This window comes from Embleya sp. NPDC127516, from assembly GCF_044765325.1.
GTDB lineage: Bacteria > Actinomycetota > Actinomycetes > Streptomycetales > Streptomycetaceae > Embleya.
Genome location: NZ_JBIWJT010000001.1, coordinates 326,259 through 350,782, shown reverse-complemented (window position 1 = coordinate 350,782; position 24,524 = coordinate 326,259). Strand labels below are relative to the sequence as shown.

Annotated in this window: 23 protein-coding genes and 1 pseudogene; 12 read left to right on the top strand and 12 right to left on the bottom strand. The window is 68.2% G+C overall.

Annotation, left to right across the window (positions count from 1 at the left end; all coding sequences use genetic code 11):
* Nucleotides 1-22 precede the first annotated feature (22 nt).
* Together ACIRL2_RS01495 and ACIRL2_RS01490 are read right to left on the bottom strand one after the other, a co-directional pair.
* A complete protein-coding gene (locus tag ACIRL2_RS01495) occupies nt 23-1,480 on the bottom strand; it encodes a transcriptional regulator (protein ID WP_402229339.1) in 1,458 nt (485 codons plus the stop codon).
* 96 nt (nt 1,481-1,576) lie between these two features.
* The gene (locus ACIRL2_RS01490) at nt 1,577-1,729 is read right to left on the bottom strand and encodes a hypothetical protein (RefSeq protein WP_402229337.1); all 153 of its coding nucleotides are present in this window, start codon (nt 1,727-1,729) and stop codon (nt 1,577-1,579) included.
* A gap of 36 nt (nt 1,730-1,765) precedes the next feature.
* Here ACIRL2_RS01490 and ACIRL2_RS01485 point away from each other — a divergent pair, with 36 nt between their 5' ends.
* Nucleotides 1,766-2,281 (top strand): ATP-binding protein, encoded by a 516-nt coding sequence (locus ACIRL2_RS01485; protein WP_402229335.1) that lies wholly within the window; start codon nt 1,766-1,768, stop codon nt 2,279-2,281.
* Between the two features lie 392 nt (nt 2,282-2,673).
* Nucleotides 2,674-2,979 (top strand): hypothetical protein, encoded by a 306-nt coding sequence (locus tag ACIRL2_RS01480; protein ID WP_402229332.1) that lies wholly within the window; start codon nt 2,674-2,676, stop codon nt 2,977-2,979.
* Nucleotides 2,980-3,780: 801 nt separating this feature from the next.
* Here the strand turns inward: ACIRL2_RS01480 and ACIRL2_RS01475 are convergent.
* Nucleotides 3,781-4,164 (bottom strand): hypothetical protein, encoded by a 384-nt coding sequence (locus ACIRL2_RS01475; protein ID WP_402229330.1) that lies wholly within the window; start codon nt 4,162-4,164, stop codon nt 3,781-3,783.
* Nucleotides 4,165-4,457: 293 nt separating this feature from the next.
* Between ACIRL2_RS01475 and ACIRL2_RS01470 the strand changes: the two genes are divergently transcribed.
* The gene (locus ACIRL2_RS01470) at nt 4,458-4,718 is read left to right on the top strand and encodes a GntR family transcriptional regulator (RefSeq protein ID WP_402229328.1); all 261 of its coding nucleotides are present in this window, start codon (nt 4,458-4,460) and stop codon (nt 4,716-4,718) included.
* On the opposite strand, the gene ACIRL2_RS01465 is transcribed toward ACIRL2_RS01470, so the two are convergent.
* The 4 genes from ACIRL2_RS01465 to tgmA form a co-directional block, all read right to left on the bottom strand.
* Nucleotides 4,715-5,482, bottom strand: a complete 768-nt coding sequence (locus tag ACIRL2_RS01465) for a phosphotransferase (protein ID WP_402229326.1) — start codon at nt 5,480-5,482, stop codon at nt 4,715-4,717. The two genes, ACIRL2_RS01470 and ACIRL2_RS01465, sit on opposite strands and share 4 nt — an antisense overlap.
* 83 nt (nt 5,483-5,565) lie before the next feature.
* Nucleotides 5,566-6,693, bottom strand: a complete 1,128-nt coding sequence (tgmC, locus tag ACIRL2_RS01460; protein ID WP_402229324.1) for an ATP-grasp peptide maturase system methyltransferase — start codon at nt 6,691-6,693, stop codon at nt 5,566-5,568.
* Nucleotides 6,690-7,646, bottom strand: a complete 957-nt coding sequence (tgmB, locus tag ACIRL2_RS01455) for an ATP-grasp ribosomal peptide maturase (protein WP_402229321.1) — start codon at nt 7,644-7,646, stop codon at nt 6,690-6,692. The genes tgmC and tgmB overlap by 4 nt, the downstream gene beginning before the upstream one ends.
* Before the next feature lie 14 nt (nt 7,647-7,660).
* The gene (tgmA, locus tag ACIRL2_RS01450; protein ID WP_402229318.1) at nt 7,661-7,900 is read right to left on the bottom strand and encodes a putative ATP-grasp-modified RiPP; all 240 of its coding nucleotides are present in this window, start codon (nt 7,898-7,900) and stop codon (nt 7,661-7,663) included.
* Between the two features lie 293 nt (nt 7,901-8,193).
* Here tgmA and ACIRL2_RS01445 point away from each other — a divergent pair, with 293 nt between their 5' ends.
* On the top strand, nt 8,194-9,249 hold the full coding sequence (locus tag ACIRL2_RS01445) for a hypothetical protein (RefSeq protein ID WP_402229316.1): 1,056 nt from the start codon (nt 8,194-8,196) through the stop codon (nt 9,247-9,249).
* A 12-nt stretch (nt 9,250-9,261) separates the two neighbouring features.
* Here ACIRL2_RS01445 and ACIRL2_RS01440 read toward each other — a convergent pair whose 3' ends face one another.
* On the bottom strand, nt 9,262-10,041 hold the full coding sequence (locus ACIRL2_RS01440; protein ID WP_402229314.1) for a GntR family transcriptional regulator: 780 nt from the start codon (nt 10,039-10,041) through the stop codon (nt 9,262-9,264).
* 191 nt (nt 10,042-10,232) lie between these two features.
* Between ACIRL2_RS01440 and ACIRL2_RS01435 the strand changes: the two genes are divergently transcribed.
* The 4 genes from ACIRL2_RS01435 (at nt 10,233) to ACIRL2_RS01420 (ending at nt 13,810) form a co-directional block, all read left to right on the top strand.
* On the top strand, nt 10,233-10,610 hold the full coding sequence (locus tag ACIRL2_RS01435) for a hypothetical protein (protein WP_402229311.1): 378 nt from the start codon (nt 10,233-10,235) through the stop codon (nt 10,608-10,610).
* A complete protein-coding gene (locus ACIRL2_RS01430; protein ID WP_402229308.1) occupies nt 10,610-11,920 on the top strand; it encodes an FtsK/SpoIIIE domain-containing protein in 1,311 nt (436 codons plus the stop codon). The genes ACIRL2_RS01435 and ACIRL2_RS01430 overlap by 1 nt, the downstream gene beginning before the upstream one ends.
* Nucleotides 11,917-12,108 (top strand): hypothetical protein, encoded by a 192-nt coding sequence (locus ACIRL2_RS01425; protein WP_402229305.1) that lies wholly within the window; start codon nt 11,917-11,919, stop codon nt 12,106-12,108. Before ACIRL2_RS01430 ends, ACIRL2_RS01425 begins: the two co-directional genes overlap by 4 nt.
* 244 nt (nt 12,109-12,352) lie before the next feature.
* On the top strand, nt 12,353-13,810 hold the full coding sequence (locus ACIRL2_RS01420) for a replication initiator (RefSeq protein WP_402229302.1): 1,458 nt from the start codon (nt 12,353-12,355) through the stop codon (nt 13,808-13,810).
* Between the two features lie 135 nt (nt 13,811-13,945).
* On the opposite strand, the gene ACIRL2_RS01415 is transcribed toward ACIRL2_RS01420, so the two are convergent.
* Nucleotides 13,946-15,385: a recombinase family protein gene (locus ACIRL2_RS01415; protein WP_402229299.1), complete on the bottom strand. Its 1,440-nt coding sequence runs from the start codon at nt 15,383-15,385 to the stop codon at nt 13,946-13,948.
* Between the two features lie 23 nt (nt 15,386-15,408).
* Between ACIRL2_RS01415 and ACIRL2_RS01410 the strand changes: the two are divergent.
* Nucleotides 15,409-16,128, top strand: a pseudogene (locus ACIRL2_RS01410) (LLM class flavin-dependent oxidoreductase); the annotation flags it as partial.
* Nucleotides 16,129-16,307: 179 nt separating this feature from the next.
* Here ACIRL2_RS01410 and ACIRL2_RS01405 read toward each other — a convergent pair.
* The 3 genes from ACIRL2_RS01405 to ACIRL2_RS01395 form a co-directional block, all read right to left on the bottom strand.
* On the bottom strand, nt 16,308-17,867 hold the full coding sequence (locus ACIRL2_RS01405; RefSeq protein WP_402229296.1) for a hypothetical protein: 1,560 nt from the start codon (nt 17,865-17,867) through the stop codon (nt 16,308-16,310).
* A gap of 161 nt (nt 17,868-18,028) precedes the next feature.
* A complete protein-coding gene (locus tag ACIRL2_RS01400) occupies nt 18,029-18,802 on the bottom strand; it encodes a hypothetical protein (RefSeq protein WP_395859839.1) in 774 nt (257 codons plus the stop codon).
* A 488-nt stretch (nt 18,803-19,290) separates the two neighbouring features.
* Nucleotides 19,291-20,259 carry a PstS family phosphate ABC transporter substrate-binding protein gene (locus ACIRL2_RS01395; RefSeq protein WP_395859838.1) on the bottom strand — a complete coding sequence of 323 codons (969 nt, stop codon included), beginning with the start codon at nt 20,257-20,259 and terminating at the stop codon, nt 19,291-19,293.
* A gap of 371 nt (nt 20,260-20,630) precedes the next feature.
* Between ACIRL2_RS01395 and pstC the strand changes: the two genes are divergently transcribed.
* Genes pstC through pstS form a run of 3 tightly spaced genes read left to right on the top strand, consistent with a single transcriptional unit; the run spans nt 20,631 to nt 24,503 of the window.
* Nucleotides 20,631-21,647: a phosphate ABC transporter permease subunit PstC gene (pstC, locus tag ACIRL2_RS01390; RefSeq protein WP_395859837.1), complete on the top strand. Its 1,017-nt coding sequence runs from the start codon at nt 20,631-20,633 to the stop codon at nt 21,645-21,647.
* A gap of 49 nt (nt 21,648-21,696) precedes the next feature.
* Nucleotides 21,697-22,875 carry a phosphate ABC transporter permease PstA gene (gene pstA / locus ACIRL2_RS01385; RefSeq protein WP_395859836.1) on the top strand — a complete coding sequence of 393 codons (1,179 nt, stop codon included), beginning with the start codon at nt 21,697-21,699 and terminating at the stop codon, nt 22,873-22,875.
* Nucleotides 22,872-24,503, top strand: a complete 1,632-nt coding sequence (gene pstS / locus ACIRL2_RS01380; RefSeq protein WP_395859835.1) for a phosphate ABC transporter substrate-binding protein PstS — start codon at nt 22,872-22,874, stop codon at nt 24,501-24,503. The genes pstA and pstS overlap by 4 nt, the downstream gene beginning before the upstream one ends.
* Nucleotides 24,504-24,524: the final 21 nt, after the last annotated feature.

The window sequence follows — 24,524 nt, the reverse complement described above, 5'->3', positions numbered from 1 at the left end:
GCCGTGTTGCGCGGGGGCACCGTTAGGCAGGCCGGAACCGCTCCATGAGAGCTGCAATTTCGGGTTGGTCTGCGTAGACCTGCATGCGGCCCTGTAGTCCGTCCATGGCGGCGGTAACGCGGCTGGACGGGATGTCTGCCGAGAGATCGAGCGCACGGTGAGCGGCGCCCGTCGCGGCCTCCAGCTCGTTGCGCTGGATGTGGCTTGCGGCTAGGACTGCTTGGCTGAGGGATGCCCGGCGGTTGCGCTTCTGGAGTTGTGCGGCGGCGATCGACTCGCGCGCGAACCTCTCCGCGTTGACGGAGTCGTTCATGTCGCGCAGGCTCCCGGCGATTTCGCCGGTGACATACGCGTCATCGATGAAGCGAGCCCACTCGGGTTCGTTTTCGTGGTTAACGGTGTCGTAGGTGCGCTCGGCGCTGTCGATGGCCCGGACGGCTGACATGACGTCGCCTAGGACGGCATGGGCGCGGGCTTCGAGGACGTAAAGGTCCGTCAGGGCTGCCGGTGCGGTTACCCCACGCAAGCCGTGCCGTCCGGCCCGCGCCAGGTTCAGTCCTTCCTCGGGGTACCCGAGTTGGGTGGCCTGGTCGCTGAGCCCTGCGAGCACGTGTGCCCCAAGCATCTTGTTGCCGGACGCCTGGGCCAAGCGAAGCGACTGGATCAGGTAGCGCTCGGCAAGTCCGTGGCGCCCGGCGTCGAACGCCATCCAGCCAGCCAAGTAGGTCTGTTCGCTGGCGACTTCATACAGGGCGTGTTGCATCGCGGGGGCCTGAGGTTGGCCAACGAGAGGCATCACCTGTTCGGTGAGGTACTGCGCGACAAGGCGGCGTGCGGCGTCGCCCCCACCGCCGATCACGTCCATTTCCTGGAAGTGCCCGAATGCTTCGCGGATGGTCTTGATCTGTTCAGGACCCACGCGGCGCGGCCTATCGTCATCCAGTTCGTCAAGGTTGGCCATCAGCCAGTCACGGCTTGGCGCCGCCAACGCGGCTACGGCGAATGTGGCGTTGGTGAGGAATGACCGTCGATGCATGTCGCTACTCCCCAGGGTGGCTACGTCAGCCAGAGTAGCGGTGACCGAACGCTTGTACGTGAGGCCGGTTTCGGATTCTTCCGGCGGGTCGGTGGTCGGCCCGTGCGTCGGACCCGCAACTATGACACCAGTGAGCACGGGTGTTCGGCTTGATCGCTCCCATGGGCGTGGGGCGAGTCCGAGCATCTCGCCGGGGATGCGCATGGCGTCGGCGATCGTCTCGACCTTGTCAATGGTGGTGATTCGTCCTTCGCCGCGCGCCAATGTTCCGACCCGCTGAGGGTTGATCTCACACGCGTCTGCAATCTTCTGAAAGCTGATCCCGCACCACTTGCGGGCAAGTGCGAAGACTGCTCCGAAGTCACGGTTCGACAGAGCAGCGCGCATGTCGTCGCGGTCTAGAACGTGTGCGGGTAAGACCGCACGTGAGAGGTAGTCGTTCATGATTCAGCGTCTCCCGGGGTGCGCTTCATCATTCGCAGTTGATCACTAACAGTTGATCATTCTTCGCCGTGAGTCTACCTCTCATGGGTATAACCCTCATGGGGTGATGCCCAGACCCCGTTCGGGTCGAAGCTCGACCGTATGGGACGAACGCAGATAGGGCGGGCGGGCCTGCGGCACGTAATCACGCGGGTTCAGTCGGATGAACGCGACCAGGAACGGACTGCTCCCGGGCGGCCGGAAGCTCATGGCCGGTTCAGTCCCGGGGAACGTTGGCTCGGGGCTGTGCTGAGCGGGCCCGGGTGGGATCCGGTGTGGATTCGGGAACGCACCTGGGAGTCCCGTCCGACGGAAGTAAGGCAGGCTCGGGCGCTGACCTGGGCGGCCATGGCGGACTGGAATCTTCTCGAACTGACCAATGAAGCCTTGCTCTGCGCGTCCGAGTTGGCGACGAACGCTGTGGTGCACGCGTTCATGCCGGACCAACAAGGCCGTTTGGGGCGCACGTTCACGATGCGCCTTTCGTTCTGGCCCATGCGCGCGGTGGCGATCGAGATCCGAGATGCGGATCCGCGTCCGCCCGTGATGCCCGATCGACAGGTACTACAGCCGTCGTTGTCGGAACCGCATCTGATGGGGGGCTCGCTGCGCGGCCTGCGGATGGTCGAAGCCGTTTCGGACTTCATGTCGTGGGGGTCGCTGGGCATGGGTGGCAAGACGGTGTGGTGCCGCTTCGATCTGGCACCTCGTGGACTGGCAAGGCCGTTCACGATGACCGGAAATCCTGCCGACAGACCCTGAGTCGGCGGGGCCGCTCGTTCCGCTCCTGCGACCCTTTGAACTCCCTCGGAGGAGGCTTCCTTCTCTTGTCCACCTCCGTGGGTTCCTGCCGCAGGGAAGGCGTGTCGACAGCGTCTCCTCTCCCGTGACGGCAGGAGGCGGCGCGCGGACCGGCAGCGCCGCGCGCCGCTCTGATCCCCCCGGGTGGCGTCTTGCAGATCGAGTGCAAGACGCCACCCGGACAACCACATAGCTCAGTCCGGACCACCCCGTGACCTTGGCGGGATTGGGGTGGTCCGGTTGGGGCCCTGACGGAACCCCGGTGCCGATGGTACCGGGGTCGTTGCGCTGCGTTCCGGTGTGACGGTCTGTCAGGGCCCTTGTTATGGGCTGGGGTTGAGGGAGGAGTCACGGTGGGTCTGGATGAGAATGTGGGGGAGGCGGGTCACCTAGCCAGCGGCGGGGGCCTGGGCGACTGGGACCCCGGGGCGGCGTTGTGGTTGCCGGGGGTGGACTACCTGACGGCCTGGCGTGCCGCTGCTGCGGCGGCGGACGCGCTGAACGACGTGTTCGATGCGCACGGGTTCTCGTCGGGGGATGCTCGGGCGGTCGCGGTCTCGCTGGCGGACGGCTCGGCGACAGTGGATGTCCGGCTGTCGGTGGCCGGGGCCCGGATGGTGTCCGGTGCGCTGCGGCGGGTGTCCGGGCGCGCGGCGTAGGGGTCTCCGGCGGGGGTGAAGTGTCGGGCTGGTGCGCGCGGGTGGTGGTCGCAGTGTTGGGCCGGTGTCCTGCCTGTGCGGGGGTCGGGCATGGTCGGGGGCCCGTACGCTGGCCGGCACAGTGGGGAGCACCGCTCCCCACCCGAACCCCCACTGAGGGCCCCCGGCCTTGCCCGACGCGGGGTCCCCGTGCTGGGAGGTGGCTCAAGACTGCGGACGCCGGCCCCCGACCGAGCGGGCTCGTGGTCCTGGTCGCGTCGGTGCCTTCCGAGGGAGAGGGAGGCACCGCGGCTGCCCACATCGCGCTTTCGCCGGATGGTGGTGTCCGGGGGCAGCCGCTGTGCCGGACCCCTCACGGGTCCTTGCCCGGGGCGGGGCCGGTCGGGGTGTCGACCCGGGACCGGCGGCCACGCCGCACGCCCGGGGCGGGCGCCCCGGGCGGGCCCGCCCCCGGCGCGGAACGCGCCGGGCTTGAGTAAGTAGAGAAAGTTTCGGACACCTCGGCCCGGCGGTCCCTCGATGGAGGCTTCATCGCTTGGCGGACATGAGAGAGCCCCGCCCGGCAACGATGGCCGGACGGGGCAGGGGCGGGCTAGAACGCGAGAGTGAGTGGCGGAATCGGCTCACGCTCGGGCAGGCAGCGCGCATCGGGCTGTTCGAGCGGCGGGAACTTGGGGGCGTGCTCGGCGCATGCCCACAGGGTCCACCCGGACGCACCACGCCCGGACTCGATCACTTGCACCGGGACTAGTGCGGACTGACTCTCACAGCGGCAGCAGTGGCGGTAGGACGGTACGTGGATCATGCGTACGCCACCCCCGGTGTCGTGATGGGGTATTCCAGATCCCATCCCGCGCGTGCGGCTTCGGCGGCGTCTCGGCGTGCCTGTTGTACGGCTGCCTCTCGTGCGTACGCGGCTTCTCGCTGCGCTCGCTCGGCGGCTTCCCGCTCGATCTGTTCGTTGATGCGCGCCCAGTGCTCGTCTTCCTCGGCTTGTTGCCGGGCGCGTTCTTCCACCACGACCATCACGTACGGCCGGACAAGCACATCGGTGGGCTCAGGCTCGGGCACAGAGGCGGGCGCGGGGGGCTCGGTCGGCTCAGGGGTCGGGACCGGCTCAGGTGCGGGCGCGCTGACGGCTTCGGACGCCGGCGGGGTGAAGTCACGCCAGAGGGACACGGTCACCCTCCGATTGCCCCTGTGGCGGGCCGGTCGGTTGATGCGGCGGGCACGGTGCGCGCCGGCGGTTGTCCGTGGGGCGAGTAGCCGCAGCACCCATACGAGCGCGCGAATAAGCTCTGTCACTGTTGTCAGCTCCGTTTACCAGCTCGGCTGATGACTGCCCCGGCAGCCGTTGACGCGACTGTCGGGGCTCTTGTGTTCGATCCACGTTACGCAACTCCTCTAGGTACGTCTACTAACGACTATGTACGTTGATCGTCGCGGTCGTTTGTCCGTGTCCGGCTAGGGTCGGGTGCATGGTCGCGACCAAGATTGACTACGAAGCGCCAGAGCCGCCGTATCGGCAGATTGCCGCCGATCTGATTCGCGATATCGAGTCCGGCACGCTGCCCGTAGGCAGGCGCGTCCCCTCCGAGTCGACGCTGATCGAAACGTACGGCGTGGCACGAGAGACAGCCCGCAGAGCGGTCAAGTACCTACGGGAACAGGGCTATGTCCGCACGGTGCCGCAACGCGGTACGTACGTTGTGGCTCGCGATCAGGGCGCCGACGCCTAGCTGATCAGCTCGGCCCAGACGGCGCGGTCGCGCGGCGAAGCATCTCTCTGCATCGCGCGAGCAAGCACGGTGAGTCGACCCGGCAGGGCCTTGCGCCACGTGGGGAACTGGGCGAGCCACGCGTGGGCAGCATGCGCCGTGTGGTCCGCTCGGCGTAACTCCCTGTAGAACATCGCCAATTCAGCCCATCGCGGGCCCAGCACGGCACGCCCCCAACCCACGATGTGCACTCTTGGGCCCCAAGTCTCCTTGTAGACCAGCAAGTTTGTGCGGTGAAGGTTCGTGTGCAGCAAGGTGAAGCCTCCGAGCGAACTCCGGTCTTCAGCGCTGAGGGCGGCGTCCGGCCATCGGTCACACAAGCGGGGCAGCGAGGGGCCGGCATAGGGGCGCGACACGGCTCCCAACACGCGTGCGACGCGCGGTAGATCGGCGGATCCCGGAGTGAGGTCGGCAAAGCGGGCGTCGTGGAATGCGGCGAGTGTGGCCACCCACCCACCGGCGTTGTAGGCCCCTACGAATGCCGGTGCCACATGGGCGACGCGGGGCGAAACGATCGCTTCTCGGCGTACATACTCGGCTGCCTTGTGGCACTCCGGGGCCGCCTTCAGGACCACCGGCCGATGGGTGCGTGTCCTGAGGACTGCTGCGTAGGGCGCGCTGCGGGTCCATGGCAGTGACACGGTCTTGGTGACGCGTCCTATGTCGGACTCGATGGCGTCGCGCAGTGCATAGGACAGGCTGGGCCAGCGGAATTGGGGAGTCATCGGCTTCCGGTTGAGCTTGCGGGTTTGTGGTTGGTGCCCCGCCCGGCCCCGCGTTGAGGCGGTAGCCGGGCGGGGTGTTCGGGCTACTCCCAGGTGAGGCGCTGCCCCTCCGGTCCGACACGAACGCGCAGGCTCTCGGCGGGCAACTCGGCCGTGCGCCACTCGGTGACACGGTCGGTGATGGTGTCCCACAGTCGGGCGCCCCCACCTTGCCGGGCGAACCATCGACCGTTGCGTTGGTACACGCTCGCCCAGGACCCGGCTTCGACGTCGACCAGGACGTGAAGTGGGTTCCCATCGCGGGACAGCATGAGTCGTTGAACGGTCGGCACGGCGAACCCTGCGACCCATCGGGTTGTCCAGTCGGTCAGCGCGTCGGCGCCGAGATCGGTGGGCTGTTCGTCGGCCGAGTCCAGATCGGGTAGCAGTCCGAGCGGGGGCGGGGTCTGCGGTCGGGCCATCATGAAACCGACCCGCCCGCCGAGCATGGGCCCTTCGGCGGTGCCGTCCTCGGCGACCGTGAGCCGTACCAGTTCGCTTGCTCCCATCCATCCGCCGTAGATCGGCGCGAGGATTTCCCCTCCGGGGCGGGTCTGTGCGATCCACTCGTCAGGGACGGTCGTGACTCCACATGTGGCGATGACGCGGTCGTATGGCGCCCCCGGGATGTGGCCGGCGAGTCCGTCGCCCACGATCAGGGTTGGCCAAAGGTCCAGTCCCGCAAGGGCGACGCCGGCGCTTGCCGACACGTCCCGGTCGACTTCGACACTCGTCACCCGGTCGTCGCCGAGTCGGTGTGTGAGAAGTGCTGTCGAGTAGCCGGTCCCGGTACCGACTTCCAGAACCCGCGCCCCGTCCGTCACCCGAAGCTCTTCGCACATCCGAACCACCAGACTCGGCAGCGTGCTTGACGACGTCGGCGCAAGCATCACCCGTCCGTCGACCTGCCGGGGCACGACCACCCCGCCGACCTGGGTAACAAGCGTGTCGTTCTCGTACGCGCGCCCAAGCTTGTCCGGACCGTCTGTGATCGATGTGGGGCGCCACCACCCACCATCCTCGTACTCAAACCATCCGCCCGCGAGGAAGGCCGCACGGGGCACGGCGCGTACCGCCGAGTCCCACTCGGGCGACCGCAACACCCCTTCCTTCGTGAGCCGGTCAGCGAGCCGGTTGCGGAATCGGGCGGCTTCGTCCTGGTCTTCCGTCATGTTCTGGTCTCTCCGTGCTGTAAGAGATCGGCGAGTGCCGACGCGATCGGTAGTCCGGTCTGGTCTTCCACCCACGCCCATTGGCCGTTGGGGTTCAGTTCGAGAAACCACCATTCACCTGCCGGGGTCACTGCGAAGTCGAACGCCCCGAACAACAGACCGAACTGGGACAACATGTGCTGCACGCCGGTGATCACCTCGGCGGGACATCCGATCTCGTCGTAAGCCAGGTTCGCGTAGTCGGATCGCCAGTCGAGTACGCCCGGCGGCGACGTGATGCGCGCGCCGAACACCCGGTCTCCGACCACCGTCACCCGGACGTCCGCCGCTTTGTCGATGCGTTCTTGAAACAGGTGAGGACATGCGCGTACGGCATCAGTGAGTTCGCCTGCCGTGACCGGAGCCGCGTAGATTCCTGCCGGTCGGTTGCCGACGGTGTAGGCGTGTGCGTGCAGGGGTTTGTAGATCGCGGTGTGGTCCGCGCAGAACGCTTTCGCTTCGTCAACGTCGTTGGTGATCAACGTTGCGGGCACCCGTAGGCCAAGGTATCCGGCGATAGCCAACTGAGTGGGCTTGAACTCGGCGCGACCGATCGCAAGGGGGTGCGACACGTACAGACACCCGGGTAATGCGCCGAGGACTCCGCCGAGTCCTCGCCACGTCTCGTGTGCCGCGAATCGCTCGGCTTGGTCGTCACCGGTCAAAAGGTGTCGACTCGGGCGACGGTGGTAGTAGGCGCGCACGGCGCCGAGGTCAACGTGTCGGGCACCGATGGTCATCGTGCCGCCCCATCCGCGTGCGGATGTGTGAGCGCTGAGGGTTCCGGGGGCGGGGAACATCCGCCCCGGGTCAAAGCGCACGACGGGCACCCGGCGCCGGTCCAGCTCCTCGATGACCATGTCTGCCGTTGGGTCCTGATCGGCTGTCGCGACCAGCACCGGGCGTTTGTCCATCCGGCGGCTACCTCCTAGTCCGGTTGGTAGTCCTGTCCCTGGTCCGGGTCCGACTTGCCGTCCTTGCTGTTCTCGGTCGGCGGCCTGGTCGGCGTGTTCGTGCCGTGCTTGCCGAGTTCGGCGGGGTGTCCGTCAGGACCGACCCACACACCGGTTTGGGTGACGGGGTTCAGACCCGCGTACCTGATGGGCAATGTCGGCGGGGTGTCGACGAGCGGTGCCATCCGCTCGAATCCCCAGGGGATATGGGTCACGCCGGAACCTCCACTGTGAGGTGGTGTCGAGTGATACAGACCCCTCCCAATGGTTCGGGTTGGGTCGACTTGGGGGGTCAGCGCGTCAGCTTGACCCGGTAGAGCATCGCTCTGCCCATACGTCGAGGGTCGCGGTCTGACTAGCCGGATGCCATACACAGGCTGTGTATAACCACCGTGGGGTTGTTCGAGGACATCGGAATGCTGTCGTCGGTGGGCAGGGTGGGGTGACGCACAGGGAATGATCTTCGTTGGGCGTATTTCGGGTTGACACCGTGCCTAGGCTCCCGTGCATGATCCGGAAATCCAGCATGTTGATCTTGCTCGGCATGGCAGCCGTTTCCTGCTCGGGCGGGGACAACCCAGAGCATTCTGCCCACGCCCCATCCGGTCCGGTTGCACAAAGGCCGCCGGTCGCCGTTTCGTCGCCTCTTCCGCCGGTGCCTGCAATTTCGGAAGCCGATGCGCGTACGACGGTATTAGAGTATTGGGCCGCGAAGAAGGCGGCTTTTGACGGGCTGGATATCTCTCTTATCCGGGATCTGGAGGACGGTACGCCGCTCGCGACGGATACGAACCGTATAGCGCGAATAAAGCAGTACGGGCAGAAGAGCCCGACCCTCTTCTACCATCCGGTATCGGTGAGCGATGTTCGCATTTTCAATACCGGGGTGACTCCCGTCGGGGCGGACCGGTATTTCTTGTCCAGTCAACGGATTGTGGGTGTGCAGGAAAGAGTAGCGACGATGTATGTGGTATTCCGCCAGAGCGGCGGTGCGGGGAAGTGGAAGGCAATACATTCGTCGGTCGTTTGGGCGGAGAAAGTGAACCCCGACCCCCTGCCCGCATCGGGAACGACCCTGACGACGGTGCCCGGCGTCGATGCTGCCTGCGGGGCTCTCGTGGACTTGCTCAACGACCGTGCGCCACGGGACGGCTATTGGGGTGCGAGCGGTGCGGCGGCCCAGAAATCGCGCCTGTGGCGCGTGCGGGATACGAAGGAAGGGGGTACGAAGTCGGCCGTTAATGCGGAACTGTCAGCCGATGATCAGGGCCCGGTGTGGATCCTCCCGAGCGGCACCAGAATTGCCCCGTGCGGCACGGTGGAGAAATGGACATTCACACCCCCGGAGAAATCCTGTATGAGCTGGGCCAATACGTGGGGTGACGAGCAATTCTACGACCGGCCCGTCGTCTGGACGGCCTATGGGGAATCCCTTGAGGCGGGAAACTACGGGCTTTCCATCCCTGGGGACGGAAAGCCCGTAGATATCCTGACGTTGCAATGGTCCGGCCTGGGCATCCGCAGTGACGATTGTCCGGCGTCATACCGTCACGTCGATTACTGATGTCGGAATACGTCAGTCCTTGGCGGCGCGGGGTTTGCGGCCGGCGGGTCGGCCCTGTGGGGTGATCACGTAGTCGGCCTGCGCGGCTTCGGCACCGGTCCGCGTCTCCTCCAATAGGAGTGGTCCCGAATTCCCGCCGGTGATGCGGCGGATGATCAGTACGGGTGTGCCTTCCGGTAGTTGCAGCGCGGTGGTTTCGTCCGGGGTGGGCATCCGCGCGGTGACGCTCTCGTGCCACGTGAGGCGCTGCCCTGCGGCTTCGAGGGCGGCGTACAGCTCGGCCTGCGGGCGGACGGGATCGTTGCCCAATCCGGCGGCGTCGGCGGTGGCGAACGGGATCACCATGCGCACCATCGCGCGCGTGCCGGTCGGCCCGTGGGAGATGAGGCGGTCACAGCCGAAGGCGGCTTCGCCCTCGTCCATGCCGAGGGCCGGCCCGGTGGTGGTGTCGGTGGTGGTGCGGTAGGCGGTGGGTTCCTCGACCTGCGACCACTCGCCGTGAGGGTCGGCGTAGTGGCCGGCGCTGCGGACAATGGCCCGGTCCAGCGTCACCGTGGGTCCTGTTGCGGCGTCGCGCACGAACGACCCCTTCCCGCGCCGCACGATCACCAGTCCCTCGGTCCGCAGTGCGGCCAGTGCCTGGCGCACAGTGGGGCGGGATACCCCGTAGCGCTCGGACAGGGCGCTTTCGGACGGCAGTAGTGCCCCCGGCGGGTACTCGCCGGCCTGGATGTCCCCTCGGATCGCGGTGGCCAACTGCCTATAAAGCGCGTCGGGTCGGACCAAATCCATGGGGGCTCCTAGTCGGTGGCTGCGTTCACCGTGTACGGGTTCGTCTCGCTTCGACTGTATGGCGTCACCCGTACTGATGTCACCTGTCATGACAAGTCACTTGCGTCACAGCGCTCCATGGCCGACACTTGTCATGACAAGTGACGTCCGACAACAGACGGGCGTCCGTGAGTGGCTGGAGGCCACACCTCATGCAGTCCATACCTGTGGACACGAACCGGCTCGGGGCGCTGCTGTGCGTCGTCGCGCCGGAACCCAAGCTCGTATCCCGGGAAACCGGGGAACTCAAGACGGACCGCGACGGGGTGACCGTGTGGACGGTCGGTGTCTCCGTGCGGCAACAGGGCACGCGGCGGGCGTCCGTAATCGAAATCGCGGTGTCCGGTGAACCGTCCGGCATCTCGGAAGGCGTACGGGTGACCGTCGCCGGTCTGGTCGCCTTCACCTGGGAGCAGAACGGCCGGCACGGCACCTCGTTCCGGGCCGACTCGATCACCCTTGCGGCTGCGGATGCCGGCGGCCCGTTGGTGTCCGCGCTGCGCGGCAAGGACAAGGCGGGTGACGCCTGATGATGCGTCAGTTACTGGCATGGGTCCTGCTCGTGGCGGTGGTGGGGCTGCTCGTCGCGGCCCCGCTGCTGCGGCGGCGCTTCCCGGTCGGCTGGTGGTACGCGGTCGGGTTCCTGCCGGCTGCCGTTCGAGTGCTGCGCTCGTGGCGTCCGCTCGCGATCGAGCGGGGCCTGACCATCACGCGTCGTCCCTCCCGGGTGCTGCTGGGAGATCTGATCGTGCGTGGGCAGCCGCTGCGGCCGGTCCCGCCCCGGATCGGCATCCCCCGACCCCGACCGGGCGGCCTGGAAGTCGCGGTGCGCATGCATGCCGGCCAGACCCCGGACGCCTACGCGGCTGCGGCGGACGCGGTGGCACACGCCTGGCGCGTCCACGCCGTGCGTGTGACCTCCCCCGTACGGGGCCGTGTGCGGCTGTCCGCACTGACGACCGATCCCCTGCGGGAGATGTCCGCCCCGGACAAGCCGGGCGCCACCGACCCCCTGATGTGTGCCCGGGTCGGCCGGCGGGAGGACGGCGTTCCGTGGGTGCTGGACTTCCGGGCGCTACCGCACTGGCTGATCGTCGGGGCCACGCGCACGGGCAAGTCCACTCTTCTTGCCGCGCTGGTGACCCGGCTCGCTCCGCAACCCGTCGCCCTGGTGGGCATCGACCTCAAGGGCGGCATGGAACTCGGCCTGTTCGGTCCGCGCCTGTCGGCGCTGGCCACGTCCCGCCGGGAGGCCGGTGCGCTCCTCGATGCCCTGGTGGAAGAGACGCACCTGCGGATGACCGTCTGCCGGGTTGCCCGGGTGCGCTCCGTGTGGGACCTGCCGGACGGCAAACGGCCCGTGCCGATCGTCGTCGTGGTGGATGAGGTGGCGGAACTGTTCCTCGCCGCGTCGCGTGTGGAGAAGGATGATGCGGCGCGGGCGGCCACGGCGCTGGTACGGCTCGCGCAACTCGGCGCGGCCCTGGCCGTTCACCTGGTCGTTGCCGGGCAACGTGTCGGCTCGGACCTGGGGCCGGGGGCAACAGCGCTTCGGGCGCAACTTGCCGGGCGCGTCTGCCATCGGGTCTCCGACCCCGGGACGGCGGAAATGGCCCTCGGAGACCTGTCTCCGGAAGCCGTCGACGCGGCGCAGGCCATCTCCCCCGACGAACCCGGCGTCGCCATCCTCACGGGCATCGGCGGCGACTGGATGCGGGCCCGGTCGGTCCTGGTGACCCCCAAAGACGCGGCAGGTATCTCCGCAGCCCATGCCGGGATGACTCCCGACCTGCCCGCGCTGACGGCGGCGCTGGCCGGCTGCGGTGAGGGGGCACGGTGAACAGCGCTTCGAGCACGTTCCCGCTGGTCTTCGTCCTCGGCCTGATCACTTTCATGCTCGTCCGCGCTGGCGAACTACGCGTGTGGCAGGTCTGCGTGACCGGGTTGTTCGGGTTCTACATCGCACAGTCCGCGCTGGCCCCGGCGATTTCGGGCCTGGTGGCCAGCCTCGTATTCGCACTGTTCTGACAGGTCTGGAGACCTCCCTTTGACCATGCGTCCTGTCCGCTGCCCGATCTGCCACGGCGATCGCAACACCCGTACCCGCACCGGACGGCGCCGCAAGTGCCGCTGCTGTCGCGGCAAGGGCACCATCCGTTAACCCACCCGACACATCGCACGACCCGAGAGGCCGCATCACCGTGACCACACCTCCGCGCCGCCCGGCGCCTCCCGCCCGCCACACCCCTTCGGCTGCCTGGAGGCACCACCCTTGCCGCGCACCACCACACCCACAGACACCAACGACCGCACGAACAGCCGTGCCCGGCAGGCGGATCGGGCACGGCTCGCCGCACTCTCACCCGTCGATCAGGACCTGATCCGCATAGCCAACGCGCCGGGATTCAGGCGCTGGGTCGAACAGATCCGCGCAACCGGCGGCTGTGAACACCCGATTTACCTTGCCGGGTCCACCGTCACCCGTGACACCTCCGGGACGGTGGTCCACGCCTACTCCACCGCCGACGAACCCGGCGGACGCCTGGCCGTGCGCTGTCGCAACCGCCGGGCCTCGCGCTGCGCACCCTGCTCCTACGAACACCAGGGCGACACCTTCCACCTCGTCCGCGCGGGCCTGGTCGGCGGCAAGAGCGTGCCCGCCGTGGTGCGCGACCATCCACGCCTGTTCGTCACCCTGACGGCACCCTCGTTCGGACCTGTCCACCGGGCGACCACGGACGGGCCTTGCCGACCCAGACGCGCCGGCAGCCTCTGTGAGCACGGGAGGCACCGCGGCTGCCCTCTCACGCATTCGCCCGATGAGAGTGTCATCGGGCAGCCGCTGTGCCGGGCGTGTTACGACTACCCGCACCACGTGCTCTGGAATGCGCACGTCGGCGAACTGTGGGATTACTTCACTCACGCTGTGCGGCGGCGCCTGGCCTCGGCGGCGGGCATCCCTCGATCGCGTCTGCGCGAACACCTTCGGGTCTCGTTTGCGAAGGTGGCCGAGTACCAAGCACGCGGCGCGGTCCACCTGCACGCGGTGCTGCGCCTGGACGGCCCCGATGGTCCCGACTCGCCTCCGCCGGACTGGGCCTCGGATGACCTCTTGGTCGCTCTGGTCCCCGAAGCGGCTGCGGCAGTACGGGTTTCCGCCCCGGCGTCCGAAGCACTCGGCTCCTATGTCCTGCGCTGGGGCCGACAACTCGACGTGAGGCCGCTGCGGGCCTGCAACGACGGGCGCGAGCTGACCGACGATGCGATCGCCGGCTATCTCGCCAAATACGTCACGAAGTCCACCGTGGCCGGCGGCGGCACCGACACCCGCATCACCCACCGCTCGACCATCGACCTGCTACCCGTCACGGACCACGTAAGGGCCCTTCTGCGGGCCTCTTGGGATCTGGGCGGGCTGCCGGAACTCGCACACCTGCGCATACGCCCCTGGGCACACACGCTCGCCTTCAGAGGCCATTGCCTCACCAAGTCCCGTGCCTATTCGACCACTTACCGCGCGCTGCGGGCGGCCCGCGCCGATCACCAACGATCCGATGATGACGCGGGCCCCGGTGACGCGGGCGTACTCACGCTCGCAACCTGGCGCTTCGCCGGGCACGGCCACACCCCTGGGCAAGCCGAGATAGCAGCCGGCGTTGCGGAAGACCTCGTTCGACAGCGTGAGATCGTCCGACAGGAACGCGCACTCGGTCACACGTGGGCCCCGTGAGCAGGAGTGAGCGTCAGGATGACGCTGCCCGTGCTCGGGCTCTGGCGCGCGTCTGTGAGGGATTCCGCACGACGATCAGTCCCCGAAGCGCCGCCCGCCTGGCCGATCTGTTGGCGGGCGGCACGCCTGGGAGTCCTACAGGGGGTTCTGATCAATCTTGATCCGATCCCAGTCGAACACACCCCTCGGCTTGGTGGACGCCTCGATGCGCACGGCGGAGAACAAGAATCGGAGGATCGCGTTGCGCCGCTCGTCCGTCATATCGTCAGCAAACCACGCCTTGCGTGCGCCGGGGCCAGTCACGCCTTCGATGAGCTTCAACGGCCTTACAACGGTCCTACGTTGGGCCTTCGCGATGCGATCCTCGATGCTCTTCCGCATCTGCCGGTATTCGGCGGTGCTTACCTCCTTTGCCGTCCACATATCGTTTAACTCTCGGAGCTGCCGGCGGTCCGCGTCGATCGTCTCGGCAACGCGGTCGGACACGGTGGCGCTCGCCATCTCCCCGGACACGGTCAACCTCTCCAGGAGATCGAGGGCGGCGTCACGTACGAACTCCTCAACTTCGAGTGCCTTGATGCGGCGGGAGCACTTCAGGTCATCGGCCCGGTGAAGGCGAGTGCACGCGTAGTGCGGCGCGTCACCCTTCTTGCTGCCTGACATCTGGGTGCCGCACTTGGCGCACGTCAACAGTCCTCGGAGTACATAGAACCGCTTCTTCTCTTGGTCATCCACGTATTTGGCTGACCGGAAGAGACGTCGCTGACGCACTTCGTCCCACGTACCTCGGTCGATGATCGCGGGCCAAATACCGTCCCCGATTTCCTCGCCTCGGTGTACACGGATACTTGCGACGTGGCGTGAGTCAAGCAACGCTCGCAGCGTTCCAGCCGTCCACGCCTTGCCATACGCGGTCTTGACGCCTCGGGCGTTGAGACTCCGGGCGATCGGCCACAGACCATCGCCCCTGAGGTACCGGTCGAAGACCTCGCGCACGATGACGGCCTCCGACTCCACAATCGCCATCCCGTCCTTGGTGTATCCCAAGCGACGCTTTCCCGAATGGGGCTTACGGTCGTCGGCGCGCTCTTCGAGGGCGTCCTTAAGCCTGCGTGACGTGTCATCAGACGAACGACATGCGTGCGCGACTTCGATCCGCAAGAAGAACCGGTCATCGGGGTCCGATAGGTCACGTCGGTTGGCCTGCCCGTGCAGCGTGGCAAACCGATCGTCGGCGATCTGTAACAGCTCCTCAAGGTCATGAGGCTGTCGCATGAGCCGGTCCGGGTGATATGCGATCACGTGCCGGAACTCGGACTTCCGCATAGCTTCTAGCATGGCTTCCCACCCCGGGCGCTTGCGGGTGCGCTGCCAAGCGGAACGGTTGTTGTCGATGTAGACGTGGTCAGGTGCAACCGTCAAACCCAGACGTTCGGCGGTGTCGCGATTAATGCGCTCCTGACGGTCAACGCCCGTTTGATCGTCGTCGTTCGCATGGGATATCCGACAGTAGATTGCCGCCAACTCGCCTGGCACGATGGCGGATTTAGGCTGCGCGTTCTTCTTTCTGCTCATACGACGGAGTGTATGAACAAGGAATGACGGCGGCGACCTTCCGCCTACCCGGCGTGCTCGCGATCCAGGTTGCGCAGGTCGACGCGATGTCCGGGGGCCGGGTCGAACTGGGCATCGGCGCGGGCTGGTTCGAACAGGAGCACACCGCGTACGGGATCCCGTTCCCGCGCGAGAGGTTCGGGCGGCTCGAGGAGCAGTTGGACATCCTGACCGGACTCTGGGACACCCCGGTCGGCGACACCTTCCGCTACGACGGGCGGCACTACTCCCTGGCCGACTCGCCCGCGCTGCCCAAGCCCGCGCAGCACCCGCACCCGCCGATCCTGATCGGCGGCTTCGGCGCCAAGCGCACGCCTGCCCTGGCCGCCCGCTTCGCGAACGAGTTCAACGTCCCGTTCGGGTCGGTGGACACCAGCGCGCAGCAGTTCGAGCGGGCCCGGGGCGCACTGACCGAGCACGGTCGCAAGGCGGAGGACATGGTCTTCTCGAACGCGCTGGTGGCCTGCGTGGGCAAGGACGACGCCGAGGTGGCCCGGCGTGCCGCGGCGATCGGCCGCGAACCCGCCGAGCTCCGGGAGAACGGCCTCGCCGGTTCACCGGGCGAAGTGGTCGACAGGATCGGCCGGTTCGCCGAGATCGGTTCGACCCGGATCTACTTCCAGATCCTGGACCTGGACGACCTGGACGACCTGGACCACCTGGAGTTGATCGCTTCGGAGGTGATGACCCAGCTCGGCGGCTGACGGCGAGCCGAGGGCGAACGGGATGCCAGGGGAACCCGGGAGATCCGGGAGACCGGCAGGCCCGGGAACAGGAACGGGAAAGGGCCCTGTCGCAGCCCGTGCGCTGCGACAGAGCCCCTCTTCTCACCCCACCGCCCCCGGTGCCACAGCGGGCGGCCGTTCGGTGTGTTCCCTCGGTGTCAGGCGGTCGCGGGAGTGTCCTCGTCGCCGTCGCCGAAGGTGCCGCTGCCCGCGAGCAGCGCGCTGCGGGTGCCGCGTGCGCGGTACCACATGACGCCGCCGATCATCAGGAGCGTGCCGCCGGCGGTGCCGAGCAGGCGCGGGTCCAGCAGGCTTCCGGTGCGCGCGAGGCTACCGCCGCCGCCCCCGTTGCCGCTGCCGGCGGAGGTGCCGGAACTGGTGCCGGAGGCGGTCCCGGTGGTCGTGCCGGTCGTGGTGCCCGTCGTCGTTCCGGTCGTGGTGCCCGTGGTGGTACCCGTGGTGGTTCCGGTGGTGTCACCGGCCGTGGTGCCGGTGGTGGTCCCGGTGGTCGTGCCGGTCGTGGTGCCCGTCGTCGTTCCGGCCGTGGTGCCCGTGGTGGTCCCGGTGGTGGTGCCCGTCGTGGTGCCGGTCGTCGATCCGTTGGTGGCTCCGGCGTGCACGAGCGTGATCTTGAAGGGCCGTTCGACCTTGGGCCCGGTCTCGGACGCGGTGACCGTCAGGATGTAGTCGCCGTCGGTCCACGTGGCCCCGGTCCGCGGGAAGATGGAGCGGACCGCGGTGTAGAGACCTTGTGCGTCCGTCCGGTCCGAGGCCAGCTCGACCGAAGGGAAGGTCGTGTCGTTCTTCTTGGTGACCGTGGCCTTGAACGGGACGCTCGCGGGGAAGTTCGTCAACGAGAGCGAGTAGTTGACCTCGACGCCCGCCGCGTCGGGAATCTTGATCTCTTCGTCGAAGCCCACGGTCGGGACGACCGTGGCCACCACCTTCCAGGTGGTCCCCTCGAGCTTCAGGTTGACCCGCGCGAGGTCGTTCGCCACGACCGTGCCGGCGTCATCCAGGCACTGGGCCCGGACGCGGTAGTCACCGGCCGCCCCGTTCGGGTTGATCGGCTTCGGCGTAATCGCCGGCTTGCGGTCCGCCGGCAGCGGCTGTGGGGAGAATCCGCCGATGCGAATCTCGGAGCCGCCCCCGGGAGGAGTCATGATGAACAGGAACTTGGTCGCTGCCTGAGGACACGCCTTCGCGGCGGTGATGCTCGCCCGTGCCCCCAACTCACCACTCGTGGGATCGAGAACGAGCGTCTCGTCCTCACCGGTCGGTGGCGTCGTCGTCGGCGGCGCGGTGGTCGGCGGCTCGGAGGTGGGCGGAGCGGCCACGCTCCACGTCTTGCCGTCCGGTCCGTCCGCCGTGGTGATGTCGACCGACGCGGGTTCACTCAGCAACTCGCCGAGTTCGCTGACACACTGCGCGGTCATCTTGAAGGTGCCCGTGAGATCGGTCGCCGCCAGGAACAACCGGATCGGTGCGGTGCGGTTGGGGATGCGATCGGCGGGAAGCGGATCGCCCGTCTCGCCACCGATCAGACGCGGCGTCGTGAGCGTGCCCCCGGACACGGTCCACCGGAAGTTGACGGCCGGTTCCGCGCAGGGCACCGTCGCCTTCATCGTGACCTTGGTATCGATCTTGCCGGTGCCCGGAGCGACGATGATCGTCGGTGTCGGGGAGCCGGAGTCGGCTGCCGCCGCGAGCGTCGGCATGGCCGACATTACGAGCAGCCCGGCTCCGCACGATGCCAGCACGCGCGCGAGTCTTAGGCTCATCTGGTCAACTCCGTTGAGAAGAAAGGAAAACGGGGACGGATCGCAAGTGGGCCACCGGGAGAATCCCGGCGGCCCAAGGCGTTGTCACCGACGCCGCGTCACCACCACAGGCGGGACGAGTCGAGGGTGATCGCGACCGAGGTGGTCGCCTTCGAGTTCGTGCCGGAGAGCACGAGCGTGTAGGAACCGTCGGCCACGGTCGCCGGAAGCGTCAGCAGCGCGCCGCCCCAGGTGCCGTCGGGCGCGATCTGCGGCTGGAGCGAGACCGGGGTGGAGGTGCCGTCGGCCGCGCGCACCGCGCCGTCCACGTGCTCACCGGGCGCGAAGCCGCGAAACAGGACCAGACCGAAGCGCAGCGCGCCGATCTTGGTCGGCAGCGCCCGGGCCTCGGGCGAAAGCGCGCTCCACACACCGGAGTTGACGCGCAGGTCGACCGACGCGGGCTCGGTGATGGTCAACACACCGTCGGCGCCGGTCGTGTAGCACTGGGCGACGAGCTTGTGCGCGACGCCTTCCTGCGTGGCGGAGCCGACCGGGAACAGCGCACGCTGGCCGACGACCGCGGTGTCCGCGACCTTGTCGGCCGGCAGCGGGGTGCCCAGGAACGAGCCACCGAAGACCCGCTCGTTGGCGCCCTCCGAACGCACCACGAACCGGAACGCGGTCGCGTCGGGGCCGCACGGCACACTCGCGCGGACGGTCGCCTTGCCGGTGGCGTCGGCCGGGCCGTACAGCGGGCTCACCTTGATCGTGCCCGGCGCGGTGGTCGCCGGCGACGTGGGAGCGGCGTCCGTGGCGATGGCCGGCACGGAGGCGATCGCGAGCGCGGCCGGAACCGCGACCGTGAGCGCGAGCAGACGACGGAGCTTCATGAAATGCCCTTCCGGGGTCAGTGGGTTCGAGCAAAACAGCACGCGGCGGCCGATTGGGCATCCGCGAGGGAAACGTCAGACGCTCGCGATGGCGAATGGATGAGCGATCCGCCACCGGAGGGTGAACAGTGCCGCGAGGACACTCGAGACATCGGATCGGGAAGGCCGCCGCGTCGGAGCATCACGTCGACCCGGCGACAATCAGGGCCTGAAACCGTGGAAGGCCCGGATCGGGAGCTGCGCCGGAGCCTCGGCCCCCTGGTGCACACGATCGTCGCGGTGTCGTCCAGGGCGAACCCACCGCTGCCGGCGTTCCTCGGCGGCCGCGTCGTGCGCGCGACACCGAGACCGTTCTCGCGCGGGGCCCCGCGCTCATCGAGAAGAGGTTGGGCCACGGGCCCGAAGGCCCGTGGGACGGGCCGTCCCTGATCCCTCGATTCGGGACGGCCCGCCACTGGTCACGTCTTGCGGTTCGGCTCGGGCGAGGACTAGGCGACGAAGCCGAAGGTCTGCCAGATCGGGACCTGAGCCGGGGCCTTGGCCCAGTTGATGAACGCGATCGTGTCGGTGTCGCTCTCGGTGTCCAGCGGGTCGTAGACGAAGTAGACCGAGCGGTTGCCGACGAAGCCGGTCGCGTTCGGCGCCTTGCCGTCGATCTGGCGCGGGGTGAAGCCGTTGGTGTGGTTGGTCACGCCCGACGCGGGGGTGGTCTGCTCGCCGTACGCGGCCTGCGAGTAGGGGATGATCGCGTCGGTCGTGGTGATCTGCGGCGCGTCGCCGCGGTTCTCCTGCGCGGTCTGGATCACGGTCGCGGCGCAGGCGCCGTTCGCGGCCGAGGTCGGGTCGAAGCCACCGAGCACCTTGTCGATGAACTCCTGGCGGGTGCCGGAACCGGCCTGCGGGATGTGCTTCTGGATCGCACCCGACAGGCTCGGGTTGATCTGGCTCCAGTTGGTGATCGAGCAGTCGTAGATGCCGTGCAGCTGCGCCGAGGTCAGGCTCGCGGGCGCGCCGGCCTTCTTGGTGGCCCAGGTGACCGCGTCGCCGCCGACGCGGACGAAGGTGAGCGTGGTCTCGGCGGTGCCGGCCTTCGGGCCACGCGAGGAACGCGCGAAGTTGAGGCAGTTGGCACTGGTACCGGCGCGCTCGGCCAGCAGCGCGTTGATGCCGGCGCTCGACCCGTTCGGCCACGGGTTGGCGCCGGTGCCGTACTGGGTGTTGCACGCCGCCTTGCCGGTGGCCTGGCCACCGGCCGGGACGCCGGCGTTCACGGTTATCCAGTTGTTGCCGCCCGGGTCCACGTTGGCGGCATAGTCCGACGCAAGCGCCGCGGTGACGTTCTGCAGCGTGTCCGAACCGGCGTTGACGTAAGTGGCCGCGTTCGCCGACGCGTTGGCGCCGACGACGAGCGCCATGGCGGCGGTCGCGGTGCCCAGTACGGTGGCGGTCTTGCGCATGCTGAAGACGCTGGACATTCGAAGTCCCAACTCTCTCTTGGCATTTGCTGGCCGTCGACCGCAGTGGCCGACGCCGACAACGCTGCCGGCGGCTTGATCGTCGTGGGATGTCCGGCAGGGAAACGGCACCGGGCCGCACGAGGCGCCGACACGAACGGACCGCGCCTGTAACGGAAACCGGATACTCCACAACCGGAGCGGCACGGATACGACAACTGCCGTACACCCTCGGCACCGGTTGTTTCCGTAGCGGACAGTTGCCGAGGGGCTGCGCTCTGGTTGTCTCCAGGCGAGGGGCATCCGGCTTGATCGCCGGGCGACATGACGAACGGTCAGGTCGGTTCGCCACCCGCTTCCAGGAGCCGACAGCCATGGCACATCCGCCCGTGTTCGCACCCGAGTCGCCGGAACTCATCGATCGGCCCCGGCGGATCGTGGTACGCCGGACCAGGGCCGACCACGCCTTCCGCTGGACCACGCGCGGCGTCGCGATCCTGGTCCTGGGGCTGCTCGTCGCGATCGGCGGCTACCTGCTCTACCAGGGCAGCAGCGCACTGGATCGGGCCGGTTGGGGATTCCTGACCGAGGACGTGTGGGAGCCCAAGTCCGGCACGTTCGGCGTACGCGGCCTGCTCACCGGCACGGTCCTGGTCGCGCTCGTCGCGCTCGTGGTCGCGGTGCCCATCGCGCTCACCGCGGCCCTGTACATCACCGAGTTCGCGCCCCGGCGCCTGCGCGGCGTGCTCACCTCGACCGTGGACCTGATGGCCGCGATGCCCAGCATCATCTACGGCATCTTCGGCTTCTTCGTGCTGCAACCCCAGTTGATCCCGGTCAGCCGATGGCTCGCCACGAACCTGGAATTCCTGCCGATCTTCGAGATCCGCACGATCGACGTGAAAGCCCGCTTCGTGGACAGCCAGTTCAGCTCGTCGCTGTTCATCTCCGGCGTGGTCGTGTCCACGATGGTCATCCCGATCTGCTGCTCGGTCAGCCGCGAGGTGTTCGGCCAGGCGCCGGTCGGGGAAAAGGAGGGCGCGCTCGCGCTCGGCGCCACCCGCTGGGGCGTGATCCGCGCGGTGGTCCTGCCGTTCGGTCGCGGCGGCATGATCGGCGGCATCATGCTCGGCCTGGGCCGGGCCCTGGGCGAGACCATCGCCGTCGCGATGATCATCTCGTTCAACACCGACTTCTCGTTCCGCATCCTCGACGGCCAGGGCTCGACGATCTCCTCGTTGATCGTCCTGAAGTACGGCGAGGCCGACAACGAGTCGATCTCCGCGCTGATGGCCGCCGGCCTCGCGCTCTTCGTCCTCACCCTCGCCGTCAACACCGTCGCCGGTGTGCTGGTCGCGCGCTCGCGCAGCGGCAAGTCCACCGAGATCTGAACACCGAACAGCGGCTCCACCAGACCCACCACCGAGGGGATCCACGACGATGACCGTCACCGAGCCGATCGTTCGGCCCGGGCCCGACGCGCCGCCGCCCGCGACCGCGCCGCGACCACCGGAGGAAGCCCGCGTGGCGCTGCGCCGCGTGGCCCCCGACGACGTCGGCGTCGCGCTCGGCGCGGGGGTCGCGGGCGCGAGCCTCGCCTGGGTGCTCTACGGGCGGATCCTGCCGGTCACCGGCTGGCAGGGATACCTGATCACCGCGTACGTGTGCTTCCTGGTGCTGTACGCCACAGCCACCCGCATGCGCTTGGACAGGGTGGCCGCGAGCGACCGGGTCGCGGGCGCGGTGATCTCCACCGGCGCGGCCCTGATGGTCGGCACGGTCGCGACCGTGATCGGGTACGTCTTCGTCAAGGGCTTCGGCCAGATTCTGCACGCCGACTTCTTCACCGCCACCCAGCGACACTTCAGCGCGCTGAGCACCGAAGGCGTCGCGGTCGGCGCCGCACACGCCATCGTCGGCACCTTCCAGCAGATGGGCATCGCCATCGTCCTGAGCGTCCCGCTCGGGATGACCGCCGCGATCTACATGAACGAGGTCGGCGGCCGGTTCGCGGCCGTGGTGCGGGTGGTCGTCGAGGCGATGACCGCGATCCCCTCGGTGGTCGCGGGCCTGTTCGTCTACGCCTTCTTCGTCATCTCGCTCGGCCAGGGCTTCTGCGGCCTGGCCGCGGGTCTCGCACTGTCCGTCGAGATGATGCCGGTCGTCACCCGCGCGACCGAGGTGGTGCTGCGCCTGGTGCCCAACGGGCTGCGCGAGGCCTCGTTGGCGCTGGGCGCCGGGGAGTTCCGCACCCTGTGGAACGTGGTCCTGCCCACCGCGCGCAGCGGCCTGGTGACCGCGGTCATCCTCGGCTGCGCCCGCGTGGTCGGCGAGACCGCGCCGGTACTGCTGGTCGCGGGCGGCAGCGCGGGCATGAACTGGAACCCCTTCAGCGGTGTGCAGAACTCGCTGCCGTACTTCATCTGGGAGAACTACAAGTCGCCCAGCGACGAGCTCAATTCCCTCGCGTGGGGCGCCGGCGTCACCCTGCTGCTGATCGTCCTCGTGCTGTTCACCCTCGCGCGCCTGATCGGCGGGCGCACCCCCGGCGAGTCCGGGCGTCGCAAGCGGCAGCGCTCCGCCGTCGCCAAGTCCCTCACCCCGGAGCCCACCTCATGACCAGGATCAGGCGCGTTCCCGCGCTCTTGCTACGACTGGCCACGGCGTCCGCGCTCGCCGTCCCGCTCACCCTGATGCCCGCCGGCAGCGCGTCCGCGGCCGCCGCGATCCACGGCAGCGGCTCCACGTGGAGCGCGCCCGCGACCAAGCAGTGGGCGGCCGACGTCGCCGCCCGCGGCCTCGCCGTCGACTACAACCAGAACGGCTCCACCGCCGGACGCACCGACTTCTCCCAACACCTCGTCGACTTCGCGGTGTCGGAGATCCCCTTCCAGGGCAACTACGTCGACCGCACCGGCAAGGCGACCAACGAACTCGCGGCGCTGGCGAGTACGAACACCAAGTTCAAGTACCTGCCGATCGTCGCCGGCGGTACCTCGTTCATGTACAACCTCAAGATCCGCGGCCGGCAGGTACGCAACCTGCAACTGTCGCCGCGCACCATCGCCGGGATCTTCACCAACCAGATCAAGCTGTGGAACGACAAGGCGATCAAGGACGACAACCCGGCGCTCTCGCTGCCGTCGACGCCGATCACCCCGGTCGTGCGCTCCGACGGCTCGGGCACCAGCGCACAGTTCACCGCCTTCCTGACCAACCAGGTCAACGACATCTGGCGGCCGTTCTTCCCCGGCGGGATGACCTCCGAGTTCCCGGTCAAGGGCGCCGCCAAGGCGCAGGCGGGCTCCGAGGGTGTGGCCAACTACGTCGCGGCGGGCTACGGCGACGGTGCGATCACCTACGTGGAGACCGCCTACGCCCTCCAACGCCAGTTCCCGGTCGCCTCCGTCAAGAACGCCGGCGGGGTGTACGTCCAGCCCACCTCCGACGCGGTGGCCGTCGCGCTCACCAAGGCCCGGCTGAACCCGGACAGCACGCAGATCCTCGACGACGTCTACACCAACGCCGATCGGCGCGCGTATCCGATCTCCAGCTACAGCTACATGATCGTGCCGGCCGCCAAGCAGTTCTCGTTCAACGAGGCCAAGGGTGAGACGCTCGGCAAGTTCATCAAGTACTTCCTGTGCGCGGGGCAGGCGCAGGCCCCGAGGTTGGGGTACTCACCGCTGCCGCCCAAGCTGGTCAGCTTCGGCTACGAGGCGATCAAGTCGATCCCCGGCGCGCCGGACCCGGGAGTGATGCCGGCGAACCTGGACAAGCCGACGAAGGCCGACTTCGACGCCTGTCCGAACCCGACCTTCGACCCGTCCTGGGTCCCGCCGGAGCAGAAGTCGCAACAACAGCAGCAGCCGCAGCAGAACGGCGGCAACCAGAACAACAACACGAACGACAACAACAACGGGAACAGCAACAACTCGGCCAACCCGAGCGGAAGTTCCACTCCCACGCCGGGCGACCCCGGTGCCGGGGGCGTGCCCGGGGCGCAGGGTGGGGACGGGAGCAGCGGCGGCGGTACGCCCGACGCGGGCACCGGCGAGGTCGTGGCCGGCGGGGACAAGGGCAACGGCGGGCCCGTGAGCGCGGGATCCGTCGAGGCGGGCGACTCGCCACCGCTGCCACCGGTGTGGTTCTACGCGCTGACCCTGGTCTGCCTCGCGGCGGCCGTGTTCGGCGCCCCGTTCCTGTACAGCCGCCTCGGTCGAGGACGTGGGCCCGATGTCGGTTGAGTCGGTCGAGCCGGTCGAGCC